General features: G+C 46.9%; 21 protein-coding genes. 20 read left to right on the top strand and 1 reads right to left on the bottom strand.

Annotated elements, in window-relative coordinates; translation table 11 throughout:
- The first annotated feature begins 25 nt into the window (after nucleotides 1–25).
- From CI595_RS05675 to CI595_RS05600, 17 genes are all read left to right on the top strand, one after another.
- On the top strand, nucleotides 26–2,191 hold the full coding sequence (locus CI595_RS05675; RefSeq protein ID WP_095172264.1) for an LTA synthase family protein: 2,166 nt from the start codon (nucleotides 26–28) through the stop codon (nucleotides 2,189–2,191).
- A 147-nt stretch (nucleotides 2,192–2,338) separates the two neighbouring features.
- Nucleotides 2,339–3,640, top strand: a complete 1,302-nt coding sequence (locus tag CI595_RS05670) for a bifunctional folylpolyglutamate synthase/dihydrofolate synthase (RefSeq protein ID WP_095172263.1) — start codon at nucleotides 2,339–2,341, stop codon at nucleotides 3,638–3,640.
- Nucleotides 3,633–3,782, top strand: coding sequence for a hypothetical protein (locus tag CI595_RS26325; RefSeq protein ID WP_018597822.1), 150 nt, complete (start codon nucleotides 3,633–3,635; stop codon nucleotides 3,780–3,782). Before CI595_RS05670 ends, CI595_RS26325 begins: the two co-directional genes overlap by 8 nt.
- A gap of 11 nt (nucleotides 3,783–3,793) precedes the next feature.
- Complete coding sequence (locus CI595_RS05665; RefSeq protein ID WP_095172262.1) at nucleotides 3,794–5,425, top strand: tetratricopeptide repeat protein; 1,632 nt, start codon at nucleotides 3,794–3,796, stop codon at nucleotides 5,423–5,425.
- Nucleotides 5,426–5,558: 133 nt separating this feature from the next.
- Nucleotides 5,559–5,894 carry an STAS domain-containing protein gene (locus CI595_RS05660; protein ID WP_104804112.1) on the top strand — a complete coding sequence of 112 codons (336 nt, stop codon included), beginning with the start codon at nucleotides 5,559–5,561 and terminating at the stop codon, nucleotides 5,892–5,894.
- Nucleotides 5,895–5,908: 14 nt separating this feature from the next.
- The gene (gene spoIIAB / locus CI595_RS05655) at nucleotides 5,909–6,352 is read left to right on the top strand and encodes an anti-sigma F factor (RefSeq protein ID WP_095172261.1); all 444 of its coding nucleotides are present in this window, start codon (nucleotides 5,909–5,911) and stop codon (nucleotides 6,350–6,352) included.
- Between the two features lie 11 nt (nucleotides 6,353–6,363).
- Complete coding sequence (gene sigF / locus CI595_RS05650; protein WP_065543238.1) at nucleotides 6,364–7,077, top strand: RNA polymerase sporulation sigma factor SigF; 714 nt, start codon at nucleotides 6,364–6,366, stop codon at nucleotides 7,075–7,077.
- Nucleotides 7,078–7,203: 126 nt separating this feature from the next.
- Nucleotides 7,204–7,818, top strand: coding sequence for a stage V sporulation protein AA (locus tag CI595_RS05645; RefSeq protein ID WP_095172408.1), 615 nt, complete (start codon nucleotides 7,204–7,206; stop codon nucleotides 7,816–7,818).
- Between the two features lies 1 nt (nucleotide 7,819).
- Nucleotides 7,820–8,236 carry a stage V sporulation protein AB gene (locus CI595_RS05640; protein WP_095172260.1) on the top strand — a complete coding sequence of 139 codons (417 nt, stop codon included), beginning with the start codon at nucleotides 7,820–7,822 and terminating at the stop codon, nucleotides 8,234–8,236.
- Nucleotides 8,237–8,406: 170 nt separating this feature from the next.
- The gene (locus CI595_RS05635) at nucleotides 8,407–9,312 is read left to right on the top strand and encodes a helix-turn-helix transcriptional regulator (RefSeq protein WP_095172259.1); all 906 of its coding nucleotides are present in this window, start codon (nucleotides 8,407–8,409) and stop codon (nucleotides 9,310–9,312) included.
- Nucleotides 9,313–9,368: 56 nt separating this feature from the next.
- Nucleotides 9,369–9,638, top strand: a complete 270-nt coding sequence (locus CI595_RS05630; RefSeq protein WP_095172258.1) for a zinc ribbon domain-containing protein — start codon at nucleotides 9,369–9,371, stop codon at nucleotides 9,636–9,638.
- Nucleotides 9,639–9,653: 15 nt separating this feature from the next.
- The gene (locus CI595_RS05625) at nucleotides 9,654–10,478 is read left to right on the top strand and encodes a DNA-formamidopyrimidine glycosylase family protein (protein WP_095172257.1); all 825 of its coding nucleotides are present in this window, start codon (nucleotides 9,654–9,656) and stop codon (nucleotides 10,476–10,478) included.
- 182 nt (nucleotides 10,479–10,660) lie between these two features.
- Nucleotides 10,661–12,286 (top strand): AAA family ATPase, encoded by a 1,626-nt coding sequence (locus tag CI595_RS05620; RefSeq protein WP_095172256.1) that lies wholly within the window; start codon nucleotides 10,661–10,663, stop codon nucleotides 12,284–12,286.
- 289 nt (nucleotides 12,287–12,575) lie between these two features.
- Nucleotides 12,576–13,859: a glycoside hydrolase family 125 protein gene (locus tag CI595_RS05615; protein WP_095172255.1), complete on the top strand. Its 1,284-nt coding sequence runs from the start codon at nucleotides 12,576–12,578 to the stop codon at nucleotides 13,857–13,859.
- 148 nt (nucleotides 13,860–14,007) lie between these two features.
- The gene (locus CI595_RS05610) at nucleotides 14,008–17,130 is read left to right on the top strand and encodes an alpha-mannosidase (RefSeq protein ID WP_095172254.1); all 3,123 of its coding nucleotides are present in this window, start codon (nucleotides 14,008–14,010) and stop codon (nucleotides 17,128–17,130) included.
- A 102-nt stretch (nucleotides 17,131–17,232) separates the two neighbouring features.
- Entirely contained in the window at nucleotides 17,233–17,907 is a 675-nt protein-coding gene (locus CI595_RS05605; protein ID WP_095172253.1) for a YesL family protein, read from the top strand.
- A gap of 245 nt (nucleotides 17,908–18,152) precedes the next feature.
- Nucleotides 18,153–19,424: an SLC13 family permease gene (locus tag CI595_RS05600; RefSeq protein ID WP_095172252.1), complete on the top strand. Its 1,272-nt coding sequence runs from the start codon at nucleotides 18,153–18,155 to the stop codon at nucleotides 19,422–19,424.
- Here CI595_RS05600 and CI595_RS05595 read toward each other — a convergent pair.
- Nucleotides 19,396–20,991: a PucR family transcriptional regulator gene (locus CI595_RS05595; protein WP_095172251.1), complete on the bottom strand. Its 1,596-nt coding sequence runs from the start codon at nucleotides 20,989–20,991 to the stop codon at nucleotides 19,396–19,398. The genes CI595_RS05600 and CI595_RS05595 overlap by 29 nt on opposite strands.
- A 228-nt stretch (nucleotides 20,992–21,219) precedes the next feature.
- Here CI595_RS05595 and dcuC point away from each other — a divergent pair, with 228 nt between their 5' ends.
- The 3 genes from dcuC (at nucleotide 21,220) to CI595_RS05580 (ending at nucleotide 24,760) form a co-directional block, all read left to right on the top strand.
- Nucleotides 21,220–22,587, top strand: a complete 1,368-nt coding sequence (gene dcuC / locus CI595_RS05590) for a C4-dicarboxylate transporter DcuC (RefSeq protein ID WP_095172250.1) — start codon at nucleotides 21,220–21,222, stop codon at nucleotides 22,585–22,587.
- Nucleotides 22,588–22,692: 105 nt separating this feature from the next.
- On the top strand, nucleotides 22,693–23,748 hold the full coding sequence (locus CI595_RS05585; protein ID WP_243135105.1) for a uroporphyrinogen decarboxylase family protein: 1,056 nt from the start codon (nucleotides 22,693–22,695) through the stop codon (nucleotides 23,746–23,748).
- A gap of 22 nt (nucleotides 23,749–23,770) precedes the next feature.
- Nucleotides 23,771–24,760 (top strand): uroporphyrinogen decarboxylase family protein, encoded by a 990-nt coding sequence (locus CI595_RS05580; RefSeq protein ID WP_095172249.1) that lies wholly within the window; start codon nucleotides 23,771–23,773, stop codon nucleotides 24,758–24,760.
- Nucleotides 24,761–24,789 lie beyond the last annotated feature (29 nt).

Below are 24,789 nucleotides of genomic sequence, written 5' to 3'. Positions count from 1 at the left end.
CGCAGGCTATAGGAGAGTTAAATATATGAATGAGAAGTGGTTAAAATATCTGAATCTGCTTTCTCTGCCGATTCAGATGGTAGTGGTCATGATGGGGTACTTTGTTATAGAAGCAATCTCCAGGCATTCCGTGGGTGAGGCATATACCTATATGACGGAGAGGCCCCTGGTGTTTCTGTACAATTCCTTTCTGATCTTTACTACCACGCTGATAGTGTATCTGGTGCGCCGGAGGGTTTTTTTGAGGACTCTCCTGGCAATCTTCTGGCTGGTCCTGGGTATCATCAACGGTGTGCTGCTGGCGAATCGTGTCACACCGTTTACCGGGCCGGACCTGCATCTCCTCACGGATGCATTTAAGATCGCCAACAAATATTTATCACCGGTCTTTTTTGTGATCGTGATCATTCTGGCAGTGGCGGCTCTCATTGGCCTGGTATTTCTGTTTTTGAAGGGACCGAAATATCAGGGGAAAATGACTTACAAGCTGAATATTCCCCTTGTGCTTGCAGGGGTGCTGGCCTTTGCGGGAACCACCAAGCTGGCACTGGAAAAGAGAGTGCTGTCCAACTATTTCGGAAATATCGCATTTGCTTATGAAGATTATGGGTATCCCTATTGTCTGGCTACCACTATTTTCAACACAGGTATCAGCTGCCCAAGGGATTATTCGGAGGCTTCCATCAATAAGATAGAGAAAAGTGAGAGCGGTCTGGCTGAGACAGGGGAGAAACGCCCCAACATCATTTTCCTGCAGCTGGAATCTTTCTTTGACCCCACACTTGTGAATTTCCTGGATATCTCCGAGGACCCCATTCCCACTTTCAGGAAACTGATGAAGGAATATTCCTCCGGCTACTACAAAGTACCCAGTGTGGGTGCGGGAACAGCCAACACGGAGTTTGAGTCCATTACCGGTATGAGCCTGCGCTATTTTGGGCCGGGTGAGTATCCTTACAAGAGTATTTTGAAGGAGACAACCTGCGAGAGTGCGCCATATGTGCTGAAAAATCTCGGATACAGCACCCACGCCATACACAACAATGAGGCAAACTTCTACGGCAGGAAGAATGTCTTCGCCAATCTGGGATTTGACACTTTTACCTCAGAGGAATATATGGCAGAGCAGGATGACACCAATCCCAATGACTGGATGCGGGACAGGAACCTGACAAAATATATTATGGAAGCGTTGAAATCTTCAGATGACCCGGATTATATTTACACCATATCTGTGCAGGGACACGGGGATTATCCGGAGGAACCCATGATCGATGACCCCAAGATCACCGTGACCGGCGGAGAGTCGGAGGCTGTGAATAATAAATGGGAGTATTACTGCAACCAGATATATGAGATGGACCAGTTTGTCAAAGAACTTACGGAAACCCTCTCCCAATATGACGAGGATGTAGTGCTTGTCATGTACGGCGACCATCTTCCTACCATGGGTCTGAAGGTGAAGGATGTAAAGAACCGTTATCTGTTCCAGACAGAGTATGTGATCTGGGACAATATGGGCCTTGAGAAAAAGGATGCCAATGTGGCAGCCTACCAGATGGCAGCAGAGGTTATGGACCGTGTGGGGATCCACGAGGGAAATATCTTCCGTTTCCATCAGGCCAGACGCCAGACGAAAAATTATCAGGTGGATCTGGAGACGCTCCAGTATGATATCCTGTATGGAAAACAGTATGTCTACGATGGGGAGAATCCTTTTGAGCGGACAGAGATGCGTCTTGGTGTAAAAGATGCCGTGCTTGAAAAAATCGAGAAGATTTCTGACGGCAGGTATTATATAACCGGGGAGAACTTCACGCAGTCCGCGTATGTGGAAGTGAACGGAGAACTTCTGGATGCCACATATATCAGCCCGACAACCCTACTGCTCAATGATGTGGAACTAAAAGACGGGGATGAGGTGGACGTGGCGATCCGGAGCAACAGCTCCACCCGCAAGGTGCTCACCAGAACAGATACCATTATCTACAAGGTGCCTGTGGAACCTCTGACCCCGGAGGTTCCGCCTCTGGAGGGTGAGGATCCCAAGGAAAATGCAGATGTCATCGACCCCAATGCGGCGGGCAATGGGGACGGGGAAGCCCAGAATCCTATTGAGGAGCAGAACAAAACCGAGTCCGGTGAAGGGCACATTGAGGTGCCAAATCCGGAAAACCCGGTACAGAATTAAAAACTTTTAAAAGAACCGACATAATTTGCTTGCATATTGTCACCACTCCATTATAATGATAAGTGACCTTATCCTTATAAAGGGAAGTGGTGACTTTCCTATATAGTTATCATAAGGCTTACCAAAGACGGAAAGAAGGAAAAGCTTTTGTTTACTTATGAAGAAGCAGCAGCATACATTGAAGAAATTCCTAAATTTACAAAGAAAAATAAATTGGAACACACCAGGAAATGCCTGGACATGCTGGGCAGTCCCGATAAGAATAGAAAGATGATCCATGTGGCAGGAACCAACGGAAAGGGAAGCGTCTGCGCTTTTCTGTCCACCATGCTGGAGGAAGGCGGTTATAAATGCGGACTTTTTACATCCCCGCATCTGATGAAGATCAATGAGAGATTCCAGATCAATGAGCAGATGGTCTCAGATGAAAAATTTCTGGAAACTTTTTTGAAGGTGAAGGAGCTGTCCGACCGGCTGGTGGAACAGGGGGATTATCACCCCACGTATTTTGAGTTCCTGTTTCTCATGGGAATGCTGATCTTTGATGATGAGGATGTTGATATGGTTGTACTTGAGACCGGCCTTGGGGGAAGACTTGATGCTACCAACTCCATTTTGAATCCATTGGCCTGTGTCATCACTTCGATCAGTCTGGACCATGTGGAATATCTGGGAGATACCATTGACAAAATAGCCGGCGAGAAGGCAGGCATTATAAAGAAAGGCGTGCCGGTTATCTTTGATGCGAACAATGAGACAGCAGCCGCTGTGATCCGCAGGCGCGCAGAGGAGCTGGGGTGCCCCTGTTATGAGGTGAAAGCAGGAAGCCAGAAGCTTTTGTCCTATACGCCAAATGGAATCGGATTTACCTTTGATTCCGGTGTTTACGGGACTACGGAACTGTTTGTCCCGTTTATTGCAAAATACCAGATGATGAATGCCTCACTGGCAGTGGAGACAATGGGTGTCCTGAAGGATATCCACAGGATAGAGAAGGAAACTCTGGAAACAGGTCTTAAGCATACCAGATGGCAGGGCAGAATGGAGACTATACTTCCGGGCGTGATCGTGGATGGTGCCCATAATGAGGACGGGGTTGCCCAGTTCGTGGAGACCGTCCGGCATTTTCAAAAAGAGTATTCTATAAGCCTTCTGTTTACAACGGTTTCGGACAAGGACTATGCGGATATGATCCGCAGGGTGTGCAGCGGCCTGACTTTTGCCAATGTGGTGACAACGGAGATATGGGGCAGCAGAAAGCAGTCATCCGTGGAGCTTGCAAAGCTTTTTAAAGCAAACGGATGCAGCAATGTACTGGCAGTGCCGGATTCGGGAGAGGCATTTGAGAAGGCATACGCCCTGAAGGGGGACGGTCTGCTGTTTGTTGTGGGGTCTTTGTATCTTGCCGGGGAGATAAAGGATTACGTTAGGAGGAGAATGAATGATTAATTACGAGGAAGAACTGAAGAAATTTCAGCCGTGCCTGGATGTGGATGATGCGGAAGGCAATATCTACAAACAGGATTTGACGGATGTGATCGATATTTTGAAGGAAATGCTGAAAGAAACCAATGGAACGGCTAAGAATTAGGGAGAAGACAGATGAATTGTATGATATGCCAAGCACAGCTCAACACTTCACCTTACTGCCCAAAGTGCGGGTGTAATGTGACCGCCCAGAAAAAGGCAGTGGCACTGTCCAATCTCTATTATAATCAGGGGCTGGAGAAGGCACAGATCCGTGACTTGTCCGGGGCAATTACCTGCCTGAAACGAAGCCTTAAGATGAACAAATGTAATATCCAGGCCAGAAACCTGCTGGGGCTGGTGTATTTTGAGACCGGAGAGGTAGTGGCCGCTTTAAGTGAATGGGTCATCAGCAAAAATATTATGCCGGACGGCAATGTGGCGTCAGATTATATCAACAAGCTGCAGAGCAATGCCAACCGGCTGGATACCATCAACACCAGCATCAAAAAATATAACCAGTGTCTTGCATACTGCCGGACGGGCAATCTGGATATGGCTAAGATGCAGCTCAAGAAGGTGCTTACCAGCAATCCCAAGCTGATTAAAGGCTATCATCTGCTTTCTTTGATATATATAAAAGAAGGTGCCTATGAGAAGGCCAGGAAACAGCTGAAGATCGCTGCCAAGATAGACAAGACCAATACCACCACCCTGCGTTTTCTGCGGGAGGTGGATGACCAGACAGGAAGAATGACCAGCCTGGAGCCAAGATTCAAGGCAAAGGAAAAGAACCGCCAGGAAAAGGACGGGCGTGTCATATACAACTCAGGCAATGATACCATCATACAGCCCCCGGAATACAGGGAGAGGACCGTGACCAACACGCTGATCAACCTGATCATCGGGCTGCTTGTGGGGGCGTCAGCCCTCTGGTTCCTCATTGTTCCGGCCAAGACCCAGAAGATCAATAATGAGGCCAACAAGAAGATCGTGGAGTACAGTGACAAGGTGGCGACCCAGGCTGCGGAGATAGACAGGATGCAGCAGGAGATAGATGCCTCGTCTCAGTCTGTGAACACAGCCAACGAGCAGATCGCCCAGGCTAATACCAAGTCGGAGAGCTACGATAATCTGATCAAGGCCTGGCAGGCTTACAACGGCGGGAATTATCAGAATGCGGCCAACGCTCTGGAGAGTGTGGACGCGTCCCTGCTGTCCGTGGATGCCAAGTCCATGTATGACAAGATTATGAGTGAGATCGGCGAAACGGTGAAGGCCGCATATAAGAGCGCGGGTATCACGGCTTACGAAAACCAGGATTATGCGACAGCCATTGAAAATCTGCTGAAAGCCCAGGAGATTGGAGACCCGGATTATGACTCCATGTTCTATCTGGCCCAGTCTTATCAGAAGAGCGGAGACAATGAAAATGCCATAGTATGGTATCAGAAGATCATAGACGCATTCCCGGGCACCAGCTATGCCAGCGACGCTAAGGACTACATGACAGCCATCGGAGGAACGCCTGCGGGAGCCTCAGCAGGGCAGGACGGGGGCGGAGATGGTTCCCAGGCACCTGCTGATGAGGGACAGCCTCAGGAAGATACAGGGGATCAGCCCGATGAAGGCCAGGAAGACGGCGGCGGGGAAGACAGTATGGATCCCGGAACCGGTGACGAAAACCAGGATGACAATAATGGTGATGACAACAGCGGTGATGAAGGTGACGGACAGGGCAGCTGGGAAGACACCGGGGAAGAATAACCTAAGAGAAACCTTGAAGGAAAGGGTGTGCATGAATGGATGCACATCCTTTTGTTGTCTGCAGAAAAATATGGGATTTCTGCGGGCGGCAGTATCCGGATGGGATGCATTGGAAGAGTAAGGGGAAATGAGTATGGAAGATGTGTTAAAAAAGAGAGGCAACTGCCTGATGGTTTATGTACCACAGGAGCTGGACCATCATTTTGCCAGCCAGATCACCGATGAGGTGGACAAAGAGCTGAAAAAAGGTAATGTCCGCCAGCTTGTCTTTGACTTTTCCGGCACCACCTTTATGGACAGTTCCGGAATCGGTATGCTTATGGGAAGATACCGCCTGCTGCATTACAGCGGGGGCAGGGTGTCGGCAATTCATGTAAACGACAGGGTAAACCGCATTATGCGCCTGTCAGGGATCTACAAATATATTGAAATCAGCCAGGAAGCTGTCTGGCACCAGAAAAGAAGGTAAGGGGGAAGGTAGATATGGAGAATACCAATGAAATGACATTGGAGATGGACAGCCGTTCCTGCAACGAAGGGCTGGCACGGATCACGGTGGCAGCGTTTGCCACCCAGTTAAATCCCACACTTGAGGAGGTGGCAGATATTAAGACTGCTGTCTCTGAGGCGATCACAAACTGTATTGTACATGCTTACGAGAAGGAGACGGATAAGATCAGGATTGACTGCACTATCTGCGGCAAAGAGCTTACCGTGGCGGTAACTGACCACGGCCGTGGGATTGAGAATGTGGAGAAGGCCATGGAACCCATGTTCACTACAAAACCGGAGCAGGACCGCTCGGGCATGGGCTTTGCCTTCATGGAGGCATTTATGGATATGCTGGAAGTGGAATCTGAGCCGGGAAAGGGTACTGTCGTCCGGATGAAGAAAAAAATCGGAACCGGAAGTCAGGTATTTGAGTAGAAGGAGGCTGTATGGAGGATATCCTTGCCCTTATCGGGCGTGCGCACCAGGGAGATAAGGAAGCAAGAGATACGTTGGTAGAGAAAAATATTGGTCTGGTACACAGTATTGTAAGGCGTTTTTTAAACCGTGGGGTGGAGGCAGAGGATCTGTTTCAGATAGGGAGCATTGGTCTTTTGAAGGCCATCGACAAATTTGACACTTCTTATGATGTGAAATTTTCCACCTATGCAGTTCCCATGATCACAGGGGAGATCAAACGTTTTTTGCGGGATGACGGTATGATGAAAGTCAGCCGTTCCTTAAAGGAGATATGCTGCCGGGCCTACACAGCCAGAGAGGAACTGATGATAGAGAACGGGAGAGAGCCGGAGATGGATGAGATCGCAGAGCGTATTGCGGTGACCAGAGAGGAGCTGGTAATGGCAATGGAGTCGGGGGCACAGATCGAGTCCCTGCAGAAGACCATATATCAGGGCGACGGCACGGATATCTCCCTTGAAGACAAAATAGAGGAACAGAGAAATGACCAGGAGCATCTTTTAAACCGCATGATGCTGGAGCAGATGCTGGGTACCTTGAATCCGGAGGAGAGAAAACTGATCTATATGCGTTTCTTCCAGGAGAAGACCCAGACCCAGATCGCCGGGGAGCTGGGCATATCTCAGGTCCAAGTGTCCAGGCTTGAGAAAAAAATACTGAACTGCCTGCGGGAAAAGCTTTGAGGAAAGGCACAGCAAGTGTGCTGTTTTAAGAATAGTTTGCACAGGAAAATGTCATACTATCCCTGTAATAGTGATTGCAGTCAGGAGGATTACGTCCGGCTGTCTATGTTCAAAGGAGATATATACATGAGTGATGTTTTATATGTGCAGACAGAGAAAAATGTGGAGGTACATCAGCCGGAAGTATATCTGCAGGATGTGGCGAAGCTGTCCTCCAGCAGCACAAGTGTGCTGAACAGGAACCGGGTGAGAAAGGTGTTTACCGTACCGGACGGAAAGCCGGGGCGTTATGTGGTATCAGCCCTGGAACTGGTGGATGCGATCCAGGATAAGGAGCAGACTGTGGACGTGACCCATATCGGCGAGGCAAATTTTGTCATCACCTATGAGACACAGAGACATAAACACGTATTCTGGAGCTGGATGAAGACGGTTCTGGTGTGCTTTCTGACATTTTTCGGCGGCGCTTTTTCCATTATGACATTTAATATGGATGTGGATACTTCCGGGCTGTTTTTTCAGATCTATAAACAGCTCACAGGCAATATTTCCACCGGACACACCATTTTGGAGTTTACTTATTCGTTGGGGATCGGCCTTGGGGTGGTATTCTTCTTCAACCATTTCGGGCACGGAAAGATCACACAGGACCCTACTCCTATGGAGGTGCAGATGCGTGTCTATGAGGACGATGTGGACAAAACTCTGATAGAGAAGAAGAACAGGAAGGAGAAGAGCTGAAATGTGGTTGAGTGAACTGATTGCTGCCATCATAGGTTTGAGCGGCGGTATGGTTGTGGCCACCGCGCTGGCAGCCTTTATTATCGGACTGGGTATTATCCCGCGGTATGCAGGCGTTACCCATACAGGACATAATCTGCTCCTCTACGAGGACGCTTTGATTTTGGGTACTTTTCTGGGGAATATTTTTTATCTGTATCAGTTCCACCTGCCTCTTGGGCAATGGGGGCTGGCAGTTATCGGCATATTCTTCGGCATGTTCCTGGGAAGCTGGATCATTGCCCTTGGCGAAGTGGTGAATGTATTTGCCATTATGGCAAGACGGGTGGGCCTTACAAAAGGGGTAGGGCTGGTAGTCCTGTCCATTGCCATCGGTAAGACATTGGCAAGTCTGATCCAGTTTTTCGTAATGACATGAGAACCAATCTTGTGAGGTGAATCAGGCCTGTGTTATACTGGAGGAAAAGAAAGGGATACCCTGTCATGGAAGAATGCCGGTGGGATATGGAGCTGAATGCTCCATATCTGTGTATCCTATGGCGTTGCCGGTGACAGGGACAGATGTTGTGGTACAGACGGGATGGATAAATGAAGAACAGCAGGCTATTTGAGATATTATACATATTAATGGAGCACCGCGAGATAACAGCCGGAGAGCTGGCCGTAAGGATGGAGGTATCAGTTCGCACCATATACCGGGACTTAGATACACTCTCCGCTGCAGGCATACCGGTCTATACAGAGAAGGGGCACGGAGGCGGAATCCGGCTCATGGAGCATTTTCAGCTTGACAAGACTCTGCTTGGGGAGGATGAACAGGAGCATATCATGACCGCTCTCCAAAGTCTGGACGCTGTGGGAGCAGGGGACAGCAGCAGGCTCCTTTCTCAGCTTGCCGGGCTGTTCGGCAGGCAGACGGTGGACTGGCTGGAAGTGGATTTTGAGACCTGGGGTGCAGGAAAACAGGAAAAAGAATATTTTGAGCTTTGCAAGTATGCCATTTTACACAGAAACCTGCTGACTTTTCAATATTATAATTCCTCCGGCATCCAGAGCAGGAGAATGGTGGAGCCGGTGCGTCTTTGTTTTAAGGGCGGACACTGGTATGTGTCAGGATACTGCAGAAAAAAGCAGGCTTTTCGTCTGTTCCGCCTGAACCGTATCCGGGAACTGCAGATGGAGGAGGAGATCTTCCCTATAAGAAAGGCGGCTGAGGCCGGGGAACAGCAGGAGAAAATGCCCGGGAAGGTGATTCCCATCAAGCTGAGCTTTACGGAGGCAGCCGGGTTTCAAGTGCTGGATTTTTTTGCGGAGGAAGATATTGTACGTCTGGAAGACGGGGGATTTGAGGTAAAAGCAGCGTTCGCGCCGGGCAGATGGCTGACAGGATTTATCTTATCCTTTGGAGCGGACGCAAGGGTTCTGGAACCGGAATGGTTGAAAGAGCAGATCAAAAATGAGGCGGAGAAAATAAAAAAACTTTATCATATATGACATAGGGTGTCATATTACATCGTGTATTCTGTAAGAAAAACAGGAGGACATCGAATATGGAAGATAAAAAATTTTGTCAGAGCTGCGGTATGCCCATGGAAAAGACAGAGGACTTCGGTACCAACAATGACGGGGGAAGAAATGAGGAGTATTGCTGTTACTGTTATAAGGAAGGCAAATTTACCGATGATATGACAATGGAGGATATGATCCAGTTTAACCTGAAATTCAACGAAGAAAACGGAAACCCATTCGGCACCCGGGAGGAGGCCAGAAAAATGATGGAGTCCTGGTTCCCCACACTGAAGAGGTGGAAACAGGCTTAAGGGAGGACAACGACTATGCTGGAACTGCCGGAGAGCCGGACCATAGCAAAGCAGATAACAGAGACCTTGCATGGAAAGACCATTGACTATGTAACGGCGGGATATACACCCCATAAGTTTGCATTTTTTCATGGGGACAAAGAGGAGTATGATGAAATGCTCCAGGGGCAGTCAATTATAAAAGCCTTGAACCGGGGCGGTATGCTTGAGATCGACACGGAGAGTTATATGATCATCCTGTCAGACGGCGCCTATCCCAGGTATTATGAGGAGAAGGCAAAATTTCCGAAAAAGCATCAGCTATTTCTGGCCTTTGATGACGACACGGCACTTTCCGTATCGGTTCAGATGTATGCATTTATCGGCGTGTATCCTCTGGGGGAGTGTGACGAAGAATATTACCGTTCCTCCATCAGTAAGCATACGGCGCTGGATGAGGGATTCACATATGAGTATTTCAAAAGTCTGTACCCAGATACCGGGAAAAAGATATCGGCCAAGACATATCTGGCAACAGAGCAGCGCATTCCCGGTCTGGGAAATGGTGTTCTGCAGGACATCCTGTGGAATGCGGGGATTGACCCCAGGTTTGATATGCGTGAGGCGGAGGAGGAAGATTTCCGGAGCCTCTACGAGTCTGTGACCGGTACGCTGCAACAGATGTGTGACGGCGGGGGAAGAGATACAGAACGTGATCTATTGGGAAATAAGGGTGGGTACATTACCCAGCTCTCTAAAAACTCCCTGCATCAGCCGTGTATGCGGTGTGGAGGGGAGATAAAAAGGGCCGCATATATGGGCGGGAATGTATATTTCTGTGAGAAATGCCAGAAAAGATAGGGAATACCCGGCAGTTATTGGTTTAGCCAGAACTGCCGGGTGTTTTAGTATTTTGGATTTTATAGGATATGTTTTGGATTATAATCTGCCAATGTGTTATAATCTAACAATAGAGTTAGTTTTAAATACATATTTACAGAAAATGCAGACAAATAATTTGCAGAAAACGTAAGGAGGACAGTATGGCATATTATTTAAACAATAATGTATGTTATGAATCTTATAAATATATCGCGCAAATGGAATACTTTGTGGATAAATCAGAAATCCTTGAAGAGCTATTCCCTGTCCTCAACACAGAAAACCGTTTTATTTGTATTACAAGGCCAAGGAGATTTGGAAAGACCGCGGCTGCAAACCTAATAGCGTCTTTCTTTTCACGGGGGTATGACAGCAGGGAATTGTTTTCCGGACTGAAAATTAAAAAGAGTCCTGATTTTGAGGAACACATCAATAAACATAATGTTATATTTATTGATTTTAGCAAAACGCCGTATCCGTGTGAAGATTATAATACTTATATGAGTGCCATAGTGAAAAAACTTATGAAAGATTTGGCAGAGCAGTACCCGCAATGCGGGATTACAGAGACAGATACACCTTGGGACGCTCTTGAGATGATCAGAGGTAAAACAGGAGAACGGTTTATTTTCGTCATGGATGAGTGGGATTTTATTTTCCATGACAATACATTCAGCGGGAACGACCAGTTTAAATTTCTGCGTTTCCTGCAGAATCTACTCAAATCACAGGCCTATGTAGAGATGGCATATATGACAGGGATTCTTCCGATTGCGAAGTATTCAAGCGGTTCTCCGCTGAATATGTTCAATGAATATACTATGGCGGACACGGGGATTGCCAGATTCAGCACTTGTTTCGGTTTTACGGACAGAGAGGTGATGGAGTTATATGAAAAGTATTCTGCTAAAATAGAAAATACAAGATTTACCTTTCAGGAACTGAAAATCTGGTATGACGGGTACCAGACTGCAGAGGGAGAGTCAGTGTATAATCCTCGTTCTGTGAACCGGGCATTGTCAGAGAATCATTTGGGCACTTATTGGAGCAGTACGGGGCCGTATGATGAAATATTTTTCTATATCAATCACAATTTGCACGAAGTCAAAGAGGATATTGTGCGGATGGTGGCAGGAGAGTGGATTGAGGTTTGCATTAAGAATTTTACCGCAGAAACTATGGAACTGCACAGCCGCGAAGATATTTTTTCAGCCATGCTGGTTTATGGTATGCTGACTCATAAGGATGGAAAAATAGCAATTCCGAATAAAGAATTGATGTTAAAATACGAGGAAGTTCTGCAGCGCCGGGAAATGGGGTATATTGCAAAATTAGCAAAGCGTTCACAGGAAATGTTACAGGCCACTTTATGCGGAGATGTCAGGACAATGGAGGATATTTTATCTCTTGCACATGATACGGAGGTGCCGATTCTAAATTATAACAGTGAGGCAGATCTGGGAGCACTGGTTAATCTGATCTATTTATCTGCCAGAGACAATTATCGCATGGAACGCGAGGACAGAGCCGGAAAGGGTTTTGCAGATTTTATATTTTATCCTTATGATCCCTGTGATACAGCACTGATCTTGGAGTTAAAAGTTGATGCAGCACCGGAGACGGCATTGGAGCAGATCCAGGAGAAAAAATACGCATTGCGGTTTAAAGATTTGATTGGTGATAATAAGACATCCGGCAAGGTCTTTGCGGTAGCATTGACTTATGACAGGAGTACAAAGAAGCATTCTTGTGCGGTGAGGGAATTGGATATCTGTAATTTGCAGTAACTTTCAGCAGCCAGGCAAAAAACATGGCCAAAGGCGATTCTGTATGGATTATTGCCTGTAACTGTGAGGGTACTGAACAGTTATCAATTTGTGATAAAAAGATAGAGAATAAGAGTCTCATGGACGGAGAGTTTTTAATAGTCCGGAGGCTCTTTATTTAATATGCGGACAATCGTGGAGAATAGAAAAGTTTACAAATTTCAAGAGATATTTCACTATACAGTCCCCCCGGTTTTTGATAGGATGGACACATAACAAATTACATGAAAGAATACAGGAGGACTATATAATGGAAAACCCCGAAATCATTGAAGAACTGATAAAAGAAGCAGAACAAAAATGCAAAGAGGAGCCATATCTTGCGGAGGTATTCCGCAATTGCTTTACCAACACATTAAACACCACAGTAAAAGAGATGGAGGACGGAACCACCCATGTGATCACAGGGGACATCCCTGCCATGTGGCTGCGGGACTCCACTGCACAGCTCCGTCCGTATCTGCTGGCGGCTGGGAAGGATGAGAAGCTGACACAGGTCATCGCAGGCCTTGTGAAGAGACAGTTTCACTGTATTTTAAAGGAGCCCTACGCCAATGCCTTTAATGAGACGGATAACGGAAACTGTTGGGAAAAAGATTTCCCGGACCAAAATCCATGGGTGTGGGAAATGAAATTTGAGGTTGACTCTCTGTGTTATCCGGTACAGCTGGCTTATCTTCTCTGGAAAAATACCGGGTATACGGAACACTTTGACAATACATTTTTAACCGGGATCAAAACTATCATGGATGTATTTGAACGGGAACAGTATCATGAGTCCCGCTCGGAATACCGTTTCCAGCGGAAAAACTGCGTTTTTACAGATACTCTGTCCCGTGAGGGAAAAGGTGCACTGGTAAAGGAGGGATGCGGCCTTATCTGGTCAGGATTCCGTCCAAGTGACGATGCATGTACATATGGATATCTCATTCCTTCCAATATGTTTGCCTGTGTCATTCTGGGATATATGGCAGAGATATGCCGTAGTTTCCTTCATGAAGAGCTTACCGCACAGCGGGCAGAGCGGCTCCGCGAGGAGATAACAGCGGGAATCGAGTCATACGGAATCGTCAGGACTGCGGAGTTTGGAGAGATTTATGCTTACGAGACGGACGGATTCGGGCAGTATAATCTCATGGATGACGCCAATGTGCCCAGCCTTTTATCCATGGAGTATCTGGGATACATTCCCAGACGCCGTGATGTGGCGGAAAATACAAGAAGATTTCTGCTCAGTGAAGCAAATCCGTACTATTTTAAAGGGGACAAACTGTCCGGCATTGGAAGTCCTCACACACCTTCCAGATATGTCTGGCATATTGCCGCAGCCATGGAAGGCTTGACCGCAGCTATGGAAGAGGAAAAAGTGCAGGTGCTCAGGCGCCTTGCGGGGACAGACGGTGGAAAAGGCATGATGCATGAGGGAGTCTTTGTGGATAACCCTGAGATTTTTACAAGAGCATGGTTCTCCTGGGCAAATGCCATGTACAGTGAACTGATGCTGGACTATCTGGGATACAGGGTAAAACGGTAAAAAGACCGGTCAATCATGACGCTTTCGCCAGCCTGGATACTGCTCTAGAATTTGTACAGGAAACCTAGAAAAAGGAAAATTGTTATTTCCTGTAAAACATGTAAAATAGAGACATAAAGATAATCAAAAGCGCGAAGCAGGAGGTATTATGTTTTTAACAGATAGAAAATTACAGAGGCGAATGGACGAAGTAAAGAAATACAGATACCGTGGCGTAACTCCCATAGGAGAATTCCTTATGTGCGAGGATGAAGAAAAAGCAGTGAATCCCCAGGTTCCCATAAACTTTGACGGTTGGGGAAGAATCAGCGAAGGGGAGCGCTGGGCAGGCAGGGACCGCTATCTGTGGATGCACAGGGAGATCCGTATTCCCGCAGAGTGGACCGGCAAAAGAGCGGTAGGTATCTTTGATTTCGGAAATACCGGAGCAGGAAACAACAGCGGATTTGAGTCCATGTGTTACCTGAATGAGGAACCTTTCCAGGGTGTGGACGTGAACCATCAGGAAGTATTTTTCCCGGAGGAATACTTTGGGAAGGCGTTAAGCCTTACCTTCCGTCTCTGGTCAGGACTGGAGGGCGGCGGAGTACCGGCAGTGCAGGAACATCAGATCAAGAGAGCAGACCTGGCCTGGCTGGATGAGGAAGCAGATGACCTTTACTATCTGGGAACCATGGTGCTGGAATCCATTGAAAATCTGGATGAGAATGACCCTGTCCGTTATGATCTGAGAAATGCCCTGGACGAAGCCTGCCACTGTATTGACTGGGCATATCCGGGAAGCGATGAATTTTATGAGTCTGTCCACCAGGCGGACCGGGTGCTGAATGAGAAGATTGACCGGATGGATAAGCACTCTCTGGTAAATGTATACTGTGTGGGACATACCCACATTGATATGGCCTGGCTGTGGAGATTAAAACATACCCATGAGAAAGCATCCCGTTCTTTCTCCACTGTGCTTCGTATGATGGAAATGTTCCCGGAATATATTTTCCTGCAGACACAGCCCCAGATCTACGAATACGTGAAAGAAGATTTTCCTGAAATCTATGAAAAGATTAAAGAGCTGGTGAAAGAGGGACGCTGGGAAGCAGACGGAGCCATGTGGGTGGAAGCGGACTGCAATCTGACAAGTGGGGAGTCCCTGACACGCCAGATATTGATCGGAAGCAAATTTATCAAGGATGAGTTCGGAAAAGATGTGGAATACCTATGGCTGCCGGATGTGTTTGGCTATTCCTGGGCACTTCCCCAAATCCTTAAAAAATCCGGTATTGATATGTTCATGACCACAAAGATAAGCTGGAACCAGTTTAACCGTATGCCTCACGACACCTTTAAATGGAAGGGGATTGACGGCAGCGAAGTCCTGACCCACTTCATTACCACGCCGGAACCCTGGAATGAACCTGGATCCTGGTTCTACACCTACAACGGAAAGCTGATGCCAAAGACCGTGAAGGGGGTATGGGATGCCTACAGTGAGAAGGAGATGAACAAAGACCTGCTCATTGCCTACGGGTTCGGGGACGGCGGCGGCGGTGTAAACCGTGATATGCTGGAACAGAGACGCAGGCTGGATAAGATCCCGGGGCTGCCCCATGTGAAAACCTCCACAGCAGGGGAGTATTTCAGAAAGCTGAAGGACACTGTAAAGAACACAGACCAGTATGTAAACACCTGGGACGGAGAACTGTATCTGGAATACCACAGGGGAACCTACACAAGCCAGGGGTATAACAAGCGCATGAACAGGAAGATGGAACTTCTGTACCGCCGCGCAGAGTGGATGACCGTAATGCAGGGACTGATGGAGGGAAGCCTTGAAAAAGCCCAGCAGGAAAGCCTCACAAAAGGCTGGAAACTGATCCTGACCAACCAGTTTCACGATATCATTCCCGGCTCTTCCATCCATGAAGTTTACGAGGACTGTCACAAAGACTATGCCAGAATTGAGGATATTGCCGTACAGGTGGAGGATGATTTTACAAAGAACACTGCCCTGCAGCAGGAGAATACCTGGACAGTATGGAATGCTTCCGCATGGCAGAAAGATGAACTGGTCTCAGTCCCCTGCACAGATGACGGGTACTTTACAGACGAGGAAGGCCGAGTTCTGCCTGTACAAAAAGGGGAAAACGCTGTGTATGTAAAAGCAGAACAGGTACCTGCCATGGGACATAAGGTTATCTGTTTCCATCCGAAAGATCAGGGCAAGGATGAGCAGAACAGTTTTGTGATCCGGGGAAGAGAGATTGAGACACCATACTACCTGGTATCTTTGAATGATTACGGACAGATGACCAGGCTCTATGATAAGACTTTTGCCCGCGAAGTCCTGGCACAAGGACAGCGGGGAAATGTCCTGCAGATGTTTGAGGATAAGCCGATTGACAACGATGCATGGGATATTGATATTTACTATCAGCAGAAGATGAGGGAGATCACAGAGATGACAGCGTTTGAGGTGACCGAGTGCGGCCCTCTGAAGCTGACGATCCATATGGAGTGGAAATATATGAAGTCCTCTATATCCCAGGATATGAGCCTTTACCGCGATTCAAGGAGGATTGACTTTAAGACAGATGTGGATTTCCATGAGAGACAGCAGTTATTAAAGGCTGCGTTCCCGGTTGACATCCGTTCCACCTATGCCACTTATGATGTGCAGTACGGCAATGTAAGGCGTCCGAACCACTGGAATACAAGCTGGGATCAGGCCAGATTCGAGAGTGTTGCCCACCGTTTTGCAGACCTTTCCGAGAGAAATTACGGTGTCAGCATCTTAAATGACTGCAAATACGGCCATGATATCAAGGACAATGTGATCCGTATTTCCCTACTGCGCTCCGGATTGCAGCCGGACCATCTGCAGGACCAGGGAATACACACTTTCACCTACGCACTTCTGCCTCACGGCGGGGATTTTGTGGAGGGGCAGACTGTGCAGGAGGCATGTGCGCTCAATGATCCTATGAAAGTAACAGCCGGAAAGACCAGGGTGGATTTTGAAAGCTTTGTCACATTTGATAATGAGCAGGTGGAAATAGACGCAGTGAAAAAATCCGAGGACGGAAACTATATTGTGCTCCGTTTCCATGAGTTTGCGGGAAGTTCCCAGACGGTAACCGTGACACCGGGATTTGCGTATTCCCGCTGGATGGAGGGCGATTTAAGAGAGCGTCCTCTTACAGAGGAGAAACCGGCAGGGGAGATGAAACTTCACCTGCATCCGTATGAGATCAAGACGTTACTGATAGCGTTATAAAGAGCAGTATATAAACCATACAGTGTGCAGCAATATGCCGCCTGCCGTCTTTTGATGGCGGCCGGGCGGTAAGGGCCTGCGGAACCCATAAAGGAGGAAAAAATGTTTAGTGAAGTGTTCCAGATGGAAAAAATATTGGGATTTTGTGAGAAACTGTGGTACGTGATCGGAATAAATACTTTGTTTCTGCTTTCCAACTTTCCGGTGCTTCTGTTCTTCCTCTTTGTGGGAGTTTCCCAGGTGCGCACCTGCCTGCCCCTGTTTCTGCTGTGCATGGTTCCCATGGGGCCTGCCCTTTCCGCTCTGTTTTACACCATGAACCGACTGCTCTTTGGTACAGAGTCGGGGGCGTGGAGAGACTTCAGGAAGGCATATATGGATGACTGTGGGCAGAAATATCTTCTGGCAGCAGGGCATATGTTCCTCATACTGATGTTTGAGATAAATATTGAGTTTTTCGCGGTCCAGGTCCCTATCTTTCCTCTGATGATCCTATTTGTCATCTTATTCGCGGCAACATTGGTGGTCACGCCCAATCTGTACCTGCTGGCTTCCCGTTACCGGATGAAAAACAGGGATATTGTAAAGACATCCCTGATCCTTCTGGTGACCAGGCCTGCCAGCACTCTGGGAAGCATGGTTTCCCTGGGAGTTATCCTGATGCTGTTTGAACTGAAGGCAGGGACAGCGGTATTATTTATGGGAAGTTTGTATGGGTTCCTCATAACGTTTATGAACCAGAAGGTTCTGCTTTCACTGGAAGAAAATCATATATGATCTTTAAAAGACACGGTGCTCCCGTGTCTTTTTTGGATATATGGGCTAGTCATTGGCACAGGCCCCCTTATCCTTTTCAGCTTGATGTGTAAAATCAGGCTGCTTTTTTTATAATACCTGCCGAATATACGCAGACTATCAGAAATGCTATAATTACATCAAGATCAGATCAGGAAGTAAAGCTCATCCGTGCAGGATCTTAGTATGTGCTGACAGTAAAGGGGAAGGGAAAGGCGGGGTGAAAAATGGGAAATGCGGAACAGATATTTATTGTGGGGATGATAGTGGTGTTGATCGCACTTCTGCTTACAAGAAAAGCAAGCCTGGGGTGGATTGGCTTGCTGCTTCCCTGTGTGCTTTCCGTTTCAGGCATTATTACCCCTGCTGAGGCTTTTTCAGGACTTGCCGACAAATCCATGTTTATTTTTGTGGGAGCCTTTGTACTCAGTGAAGCATTTTTCAGGGTGGGACTATCGGATATTTTGGGGAAGTGGATGCAGAAAAGACTGAAAAAAGTAACCAGCGATGGTGTCATACTCCTGGTCCTTAGTCTGTGCACCGCAGCGTTATCCAGTATACTGTCCAGTCTGGCCGTGCAGGTTACCATGATGTCCCTGGTACTGACGCTGGGAAGCAGTCTGAAGGTCAGCAAGACAAAGTCTATGATGGCGATCGCCTATGCGGCAACGATCGGAGGCATGATGACCATTATGGGCACCCCCTTAAATATGATAGGGAAGGCTGCTTACGAAAATACAGTGCCGGGAGATATCATGGGGATTTTTGAAATTTCCCTTGTGACCGTGCCTGCGGGTATCCTAATGATTTTATATTATTGTTTTGTAGGGAGCAGGTATCTGCCCGACAGAGCCGGATGTATGGATGTGCAGCCGGTTGTGAAAAGCGCAGTAAGCAGAAAAAACCAGATACTCGTTGCCCTGACGTTTCTGTTTTTTATTCTTGTGGTAGCGCCTGATCAGAAGGCGCTGATCTCCGCCTACGCAGCCGGCTGTGCAGTCATCCTGTTTTTAGGCGGAGCAGGGATCCTATCGGTAAATGAGATCGTAAATGCTGTCCGGTGGGATATATTAATGTTCATTATGGGGATGAAAGCGTTAGGAATAGGGATTGAGAAGGTCCAATTGGATTCTCTGCTGTCAGAGAAGGCGGCGGGACTATTCTGGGATGATATTCCTGACAGAATACTGATAGCTGTGGTCTTTCTGCTGGTGGCATTGATTACCCAGTTTTTAAATAATACAGGTACTTTTGGCGTGGTGCTGCCGTTTGTTTTAGTGATTGCCTCCAGTCTTGATGTGAATCTGAAACCCGTTATGCTGACAGCTATGATCGCATCCAGCTGTGGATTTGCCCTGCCCATTGCGGCGCCGTCCTATCCAATGCTTGCGGAGGAAGGCGGAATATACATGGGAGACTGGCTGAGACAGGGGCTTCCGCTGGTGGCTGTGTGCTTTGCCGCATGTGTTGTTATGATTCCGGTTTTCTGGCCGCTGTAGTACGGGGGGACCAGTCTGAAGCCTCCTGCCGGAATAAATCCCGTATACGGAAGGAGAGATCCAGGTATAAGATAGTATCTCTGTCATCCAGATCCAGACTTGTCAGTTCCTGTATTTTGTTTAACCGGTAGGTAAGGGTGCCTCTGTGTAGAAATAAGGCCTTGGCGGCCAGTACAGGCTGACAATTGGAACGAATATATTCTTTCAAAGTTTTAAAATAATCACTGCCCTTTTCCAGGTCGATCTTTTCCAGTAAACGGATACTGGATGCACATACCATATTGGAGTTTAGATCACCAACCGAGTTTTTTAACATATAAGACAAGGCAATCCCGGAAAAAGGATGACAATACTGGTCCGGATGCAGCCACAGACCGTATTCGAGGCCGGCCTGTGCCTGTTTGCTGTAATTGGGGAGTTTTAATATATTATAAAATAGATTGCTTGCTCCAAAATGAATGCTGCCCTTCAATCCTATTTCATGGAGAAGGGAGTAGCAAGGCGCCGGATCATGGACGGATCTCGGCACATGACATACAGCGTACAGCTCTGTTTCGCGGAAAAAGGCTACGCAGTCGTTGATATTTTCTGTGATATCCAGACAGGCACTGTAAGCATAACTGGAATCCAGATGGGGCAGGGATGCTTTGGCTGTCAGATAACCATCTTCCTGATGCCATCCGATCCGGTCAAGCTGCTCCAGCAGATGCTCTTCGCTTATATCCTCATCAAATAAATACCGGTAGAGGAGCTTTTGTAAAGGGCTGTCTTTGGGTTTTTCTATAGAACGGCATGATAAGAAAGCCTCCTTGATAAAGCAGGAGAAATATTCCAGGAGTTTCAGGTGGCTGGCTTTAAAGGAGGACTGCAGTTCATTGATCAGGATCCGTCCCTGATAACGCTTATTTTCATCAAATATATTAATGTAGATGTCTCTGTGCTTGTTCCAGGGGGGAGTCCAGTATTGAGCAGTCTGTGTCTGATAGGTTTCAAGAAATTCTTTTGAGTGATACAAAAGATTTCTTCTCTCAACAGGAAGAAAGAGATTTCCGGTAGCAGGGTCCATCTTCATCTCCATCATTCCCACCACAAATGCGGTGCGCACAATGGCGTTGTTATTGTGATCCAGAATATAGACAGGGTTTTCAAAGATTTCAATGGAAGCAGAACAAAGGTCATACATGCTGCCGTGACCGGCCAATATTTGCTCCAAATGAGCAGACCATTTCCGGAATTTCAAAAAGATATCCTGTATCAGTTCCAGGATCAAACAGGGATTTTCTTTTCTGGGAATGTGAATGATAGATTTTTTATAATGGATAGGATCCGGGCATATGACTGCCTGTCCTACCAGTATGATATTGCAGTTCTTTTTCATCAGGTCGTCAAGATACGCAGGTGATGTAACGTAGACCATCTGCTGGGAAACCGTAGTTTGCCCATAATAGAGACGCACGTCCTCCAGGACCATGGGGTCATTGCTTCGGTAAAAGATATAGTCGGAAAATTGGTCGTCCAGATAATCCGAGAGAATTTGCATATTGAGAAAAAGGGTTGTGTTTACCATCTGAAATCAGCTCCTGTGCAATTGCCTGAGTTTTTAGTTGCTTTATTATAGCACAGCAACAACAAATAATCTATACTTTAGACGGCATACTTTGAGATTGGAGAGCGGAAATCTGTTTATAGTCTGCATGCATAAAAAGAAACAGCCTTTTTTAAACCTTCGGGAGAATAGTAAAAATATTGTTTTCCCTTTAGAATAAACATATAAAAGTAAAGGAGGAAACGAAAAATGATCAAAATTCTGGCAACTGCAGTTCTTTTGTCACTGCTCATTTTCAGTATTGTCAAAAAGTATAATACAGTTGTAACACTACTGGCTTTGTCTCTGGCTGCCTATGCGGGACTTACGCTGGCTGGGGCGGATATTATGGGGGAAGCCACCTGCGGCAGTGCGTTTTTCGATATATTTGAAAAACTCAATACAAGTGCGCAGGGAACAATGGGGGGCAATGTGCTGATCATCATGTCTATATACGGATACATTGTCTATATGAAACATATTAAAGCGTCGGATATGTTTGCCACAATGATTGCTGCACCGCTGAAAAAGATCAAGGCACCGTATCTGCTGGCAGCCATGATGATCTTAGTGGGCAACCTGATAAAGATTGTGATTCCAAGTGGTATTAGTGTTGCGGCCCTGATGATCGCCACTTTGTATCCGGTACTCCTCAAGGTGGGATGTTCTAAGACAACCAGTGCATCAGCAGTCTTGCTTTCTTATGTGACGGTCTGGGGACCTTCGGATGCCAGCCTGTATACAGCCCTGTCGCTGGCAGGTATCGAGGACGTGTCTGTGTCGGAGTGGTTTGTTTCAAGCCAGATTCCCGTAATGCTGGTTGTACTTTTGGTTGTAATGGCAGTATTCATACCGGTTTCCAAGTTTTTTGATAAAAGAGAGCATGCGGAGGCTTCCGAAGAAGTTCTGGAATCCCAGTCTGTACAGGATATCGGTGTTCCGTATTTTTACGCGTTGCTGCCTTTGGTACCCCTGGTGACCATATTGATCTTCAGTGAGCTGATCGTGGGGAGTATAGTTATCAGTGTTGTGGCGGCCTGCTATTTCAGTCTGCTTCTTGCTGTGGTAGTGCACAGTATATGCAGAAGGAAATTCCGTGAGTGCTTTAATGATGTTTCTGTGGTATTCAACGGGATGGGAGATTACTTTAAAGGGCCTGGTATCCTGCTTGTTTTCGGTACACTCTTTGCATCTGCCCTGAGTGGGATAGGGGGAATGAAATTGATCGTAGATGGGCTTTCCGGTATCGGCGGGGGGACTGCCATTGCCATTTCTATCACCACCCTCCTGGGAATTTTCGTAGTTGGGGTAACCGGAGTGTTTAACGGGAATGTCAGCCTGATCATACCGGTAATGACTACGATCATAACTTCCACAGGACTTGAGCCTCTTCCTCTGCTGCATCTGGGCTTGATCGGGTGCGCCCTTGGGTCTGCGGTTACACCGGTGGCGGGCGCTTCTCTTTATATAGCATCCGCTACGAATGTAAATATTCTGACCTGCGTAAAGAGAAATTTAATACCTGTGATCAGCGGAGGGATCGCGGCCATTGCTATTGTGCTGTTGTTTTATGTGTAGATAATAGGTAACTATTCCGTAGGGTCTGCGCATTCACTGCGCTGACACCCTATCGCCAAAGGGGTACTGAACAGTTACGATAATAGATAAATAAGGAGAGAGCGTATGAGCACTGTGAGATTTTCAGAAACAGAGATGAAGCGTATAGGGTCTTATAAAATTCCGGGCAGTTATGGATCTGCAAGTGTGGAGCAGCCCAAGCTTTCCACTCCTGTTACACCAAGAGAAAATGTACTTCGGGTGTTCCGGGGAGAGAAACCTCTGTGGCTGCCCAATATGAACCGGGATATGAACCTCATATGCCCGGATATGATGCCGGATGCGTCCGCAAGAGCCTTCGGTGGAATGGACTGGTTCGGGGTGGAGTGGCAGTATGAGCCGCTTACAAAAGCAGCCATGGTCAAACCCGGTACCCGTAGGTTATCGGACATGGCAAATTGGGAGAAAGAGCTGGTGTTTCCTGATTTAGAGCAGTTAGACTGGAAAAAGGATGCGGATGAACTATACAGTATGCTGCCAAATGACAGATTTACTTACTTTGTGATTTACAATGGCATTTTTGAGAGGACTGCAGACCTGACCAGTTTTGAGGACGCCTTTTGCTATCTGTTGGAGGAACCGGAAGCATTAACAGCGTTTTATGACAAATTGATTGACTGGTATATCCAACTGATAAAAATAGCAAAGAAATATTATCATGCAGATATGATCTTGTTCCATGATGATATGGGAGCACAGCGCGCTCCGTTTTTTTCCGGAGAAATCTACCAGGAATTATTTATTCCCCAGTATCGAAAGCTGACACAGGCAGTACATCAGGAGGGCATGTATATTGCTCTGCACTCCTGTGGAAATGTGCGTATGCATATACCGAACTTTATTGAAGCAGGTTTCGATGCCTGGGAAGGGCAGGAAGGGGCTACGGATAAAGATGAGATCATGGAACTGTATGGGGATAGGCTGATACAGCTTGGGAATTTTAATATAAGCGGCAATATTACAGATGATGAGGCTGTGCAGATCATCAAAGATATGATAAAGACCAGAGGGAGTAAAGGCCGATGTGCATACAGGATCCGTGACATGAGGCCAGTCAAAGGTAATACCAATCTGGATGATGAGATGTACCGGTACAGCCGTATTTTTTACAGCGGACAGTGAGCCGGGAAAGAAGGGACGGTAAATGGCGGTTTTATCCTACAAAGAAAATACACTGCTTGCCCTGCAGCATAAAGAGCCGGAATTTCTGCCTATGATTACAGATGTTCAGACATATACGCCTTTGGGGATGGATTTTGTATGTGAATATACCAATATTCCCGGTGTGGCAAAAGACTGGTTTGGGCAGAGCTGGACTTATGAGCCTAAGATCAAGGCTGCAAATCCAACACCGGGTATTCATCTGGTGCCGGATATTACACGTTGGAAAGAATATATGAAATTTCCGGATCTGTCTAAACTGGATTGGGAAGGACATGCAGCTGTTGATACAAAAGATTGGGACCGTATACATAAGTTGACAAGGATTAATGATGTATTTGGTCCCTGGGAGAGAATGTTCAGTGTTATGGAATTTCAGGAAGCACTTTGTGCACTGATAGAAGAACCGGAAGCCTGTTATGATTTTTTTGGGGCTGTGGCAGACCATAAAATACGAATGTATGAATATATAATAAAATATTATAAGCCTGATATTTTATGCATGCACGATGATTATGGGCATGGAAAAGGTATGTTTATGTCCCCGGACACCTGGAGAGCGTTGCTGAAACCCCATCTGCAGCGTATTATAGATATGGTTACTTCTATGGGAGTGCTATATGAGCATCACTGCTGCGGATACTTTGCCCCTATTCTGGATGAAATAGCGGATATGGGATGCACAGCGTCCAATACCATGCATGTATCAAATCATCCGGCTGAATGCAAGAAGAAAAATGGACATAAAATGTGCTACATTGGCGGATTCGATACCCAATATATGGATGGGCTGTGTATTTCCGAGGAGGACATCCGCCGGTCAGTCAGGAAAACTCTGGATGAGATGGCGCCGGGGGGCAGCTATATTGCATTATTTGCATTAAAAACGCCGGGGCGTAATGCTGTTGTTATGGATGAGATCAAGAGCTACAGCGGCAGATTTTATTCCCGTCCCCGACCGGACGCACTCTGAAAGTTTAAGTGAATAGGGAGACCAAGAGA

This window comes from Blautia hominis (assembly GCA_002270465.1).
GTDB classification, from domain to species: Bacteria; Bacillota; Clostridia; order Lachnospirales; family Lachnospiraceae; genus Blautia; species Blautia hominis.
This window is presented reverse-complemented; position numbering and strand designations above follow the sequence as displayed.

Bases quoted from the DNA above. Each gene is read 5' to 3' on its own strand.
- CI595_RS05675 (WP_095172264.1), top strand. From the start codon at position 26: ATGAATGAGAAGTGGTTAAAATATCTGAATCTGCTTTCTCTGCCGATT.
- CI595_RS26325 (WP_018597822.1), top strand. From the start codon at position 3,633: ATGATTAATTACGAGGAAGAACTGAAGAAATTTCAGCCGTGCCTGGAT.
- CI595_RS05665 (WP_095172262.1), top strand. From the start codon at position 3,794: ATGAATTGTATGATATGCCAAGCACAGCTCAACACTTCACCTTACTGC.
- CI595_RS05660 (WP_104804112.1), top strand. From the start codon at position 5,559: ATGGAAGATGTGTTAAAAAAGAGAGGCAACTGCCTGATGGTTTATGTA.
- spoIIAB (WP_095172261.1), top strand. From the start codon at position 5,909: ATGGAGAATACCAATGAAATGACATTGGAGATGGACAGCCGTTCCTGC.
- sigF (WP_065543238.1), top strand. From the start codon at position 6,364: ATGGAGGATATCCTTGCCCTTATCGGGCGTGCGCACCAGGGAGATAAG.
- CI595_RS05645 (WP_095172408.1), top strand. From the start codon at position 7,204: ATGAGTGATGTTTTATATGTGCAGACAGAGAAAAATGTGGAGGTACAT.
- CI595_RS05640 (WP_095172260.1), top strand. From the start codon at position 7,820: ATGTGGTTGAGTGAACTGATTGCTGCCATCATAGGTTTGAGCGGCGGT.
- CI595_RS05635 (WP_095172259.1), top strand. From the start codon at position 8,407: ATGAAGAACAGCAGGCTATTTGAGATATTATACATATTAATGGAGCAC.
- CI595_RS05630 (WP_095172258.1), top strand. From the start codon at position 9,369: ATGGAAGATAAAAAATTTTGTCAGAGCTGCGGTATGCCCATGGAAAAG.
- CI595_RS05625 (WP_095172257.1), top strand. From the start codon at position 9,654: ATGCTGGAACTGCCGGAGAGCCGGACCATAGCAAAGCAGATAACAGAG.
- CI595_RS05620 (WP_095172256.1), top strand. From the start codon at position 10,661: ATGGCATATTATTTAAACAATAATGTATGTTATGAATCTTATAAATAT.
- CI595_RS05615 (WP_095172255.1), top strand. From the start codon at position 12,576: ATGGAAAACCCCGAAATCATTGAAGAACTGATAAAAGAAGCAGAACAA.
- CI595_RS05610 (WP_095172254.1), top strand. From the start codon at position 14,008: ATGTTTTTAACAGATAGAAAATTACAGAGGCGAATGGACGAAGTAAAG.
- CI595_RS05605 (WP_095172253.1), top strand. From the start codon at position 17,233: ATGTTTAGTGAAGTGTTCCAGATGGAAAAAATATTGGGATTTTGTGAG.
- CI595_RS05600 (WP_095172252.1), top strand. From the start codon at position 18,153: ATGGGAAATGCGGAACAGATATTTATTGTGGGGATGATAGTGGTGTTG.
- CI595_RS05595 (WP_095172251.1), bottom strand. From the start codon at position 20,991: ATGGTAAACACAACCCTTTTTCTCAATATGCAAATTCTCTCGGATTAT.
- dcuC (WP_095172250.1), top strand. From the start codon at position 21,220: ATGATCAAAATTCTGGCAACTGCAGTTCTTTTGTCACTGCTCATTTTC.
- CI595_RS05585 (WP_243135105.1), top strand. From the start codon at position 22,693: ATGAGCACTGTGAGATTTTCAGAAACAGAGATGAAGCGTATAGGGTCT.
- CI595_RS05580 (WP_095172249.1), top strand. From the start codon at position 23,771: ATGGCGGTTTTATCCTACAAAGAAAATACACTGCTTGCCCTGCAGCAT.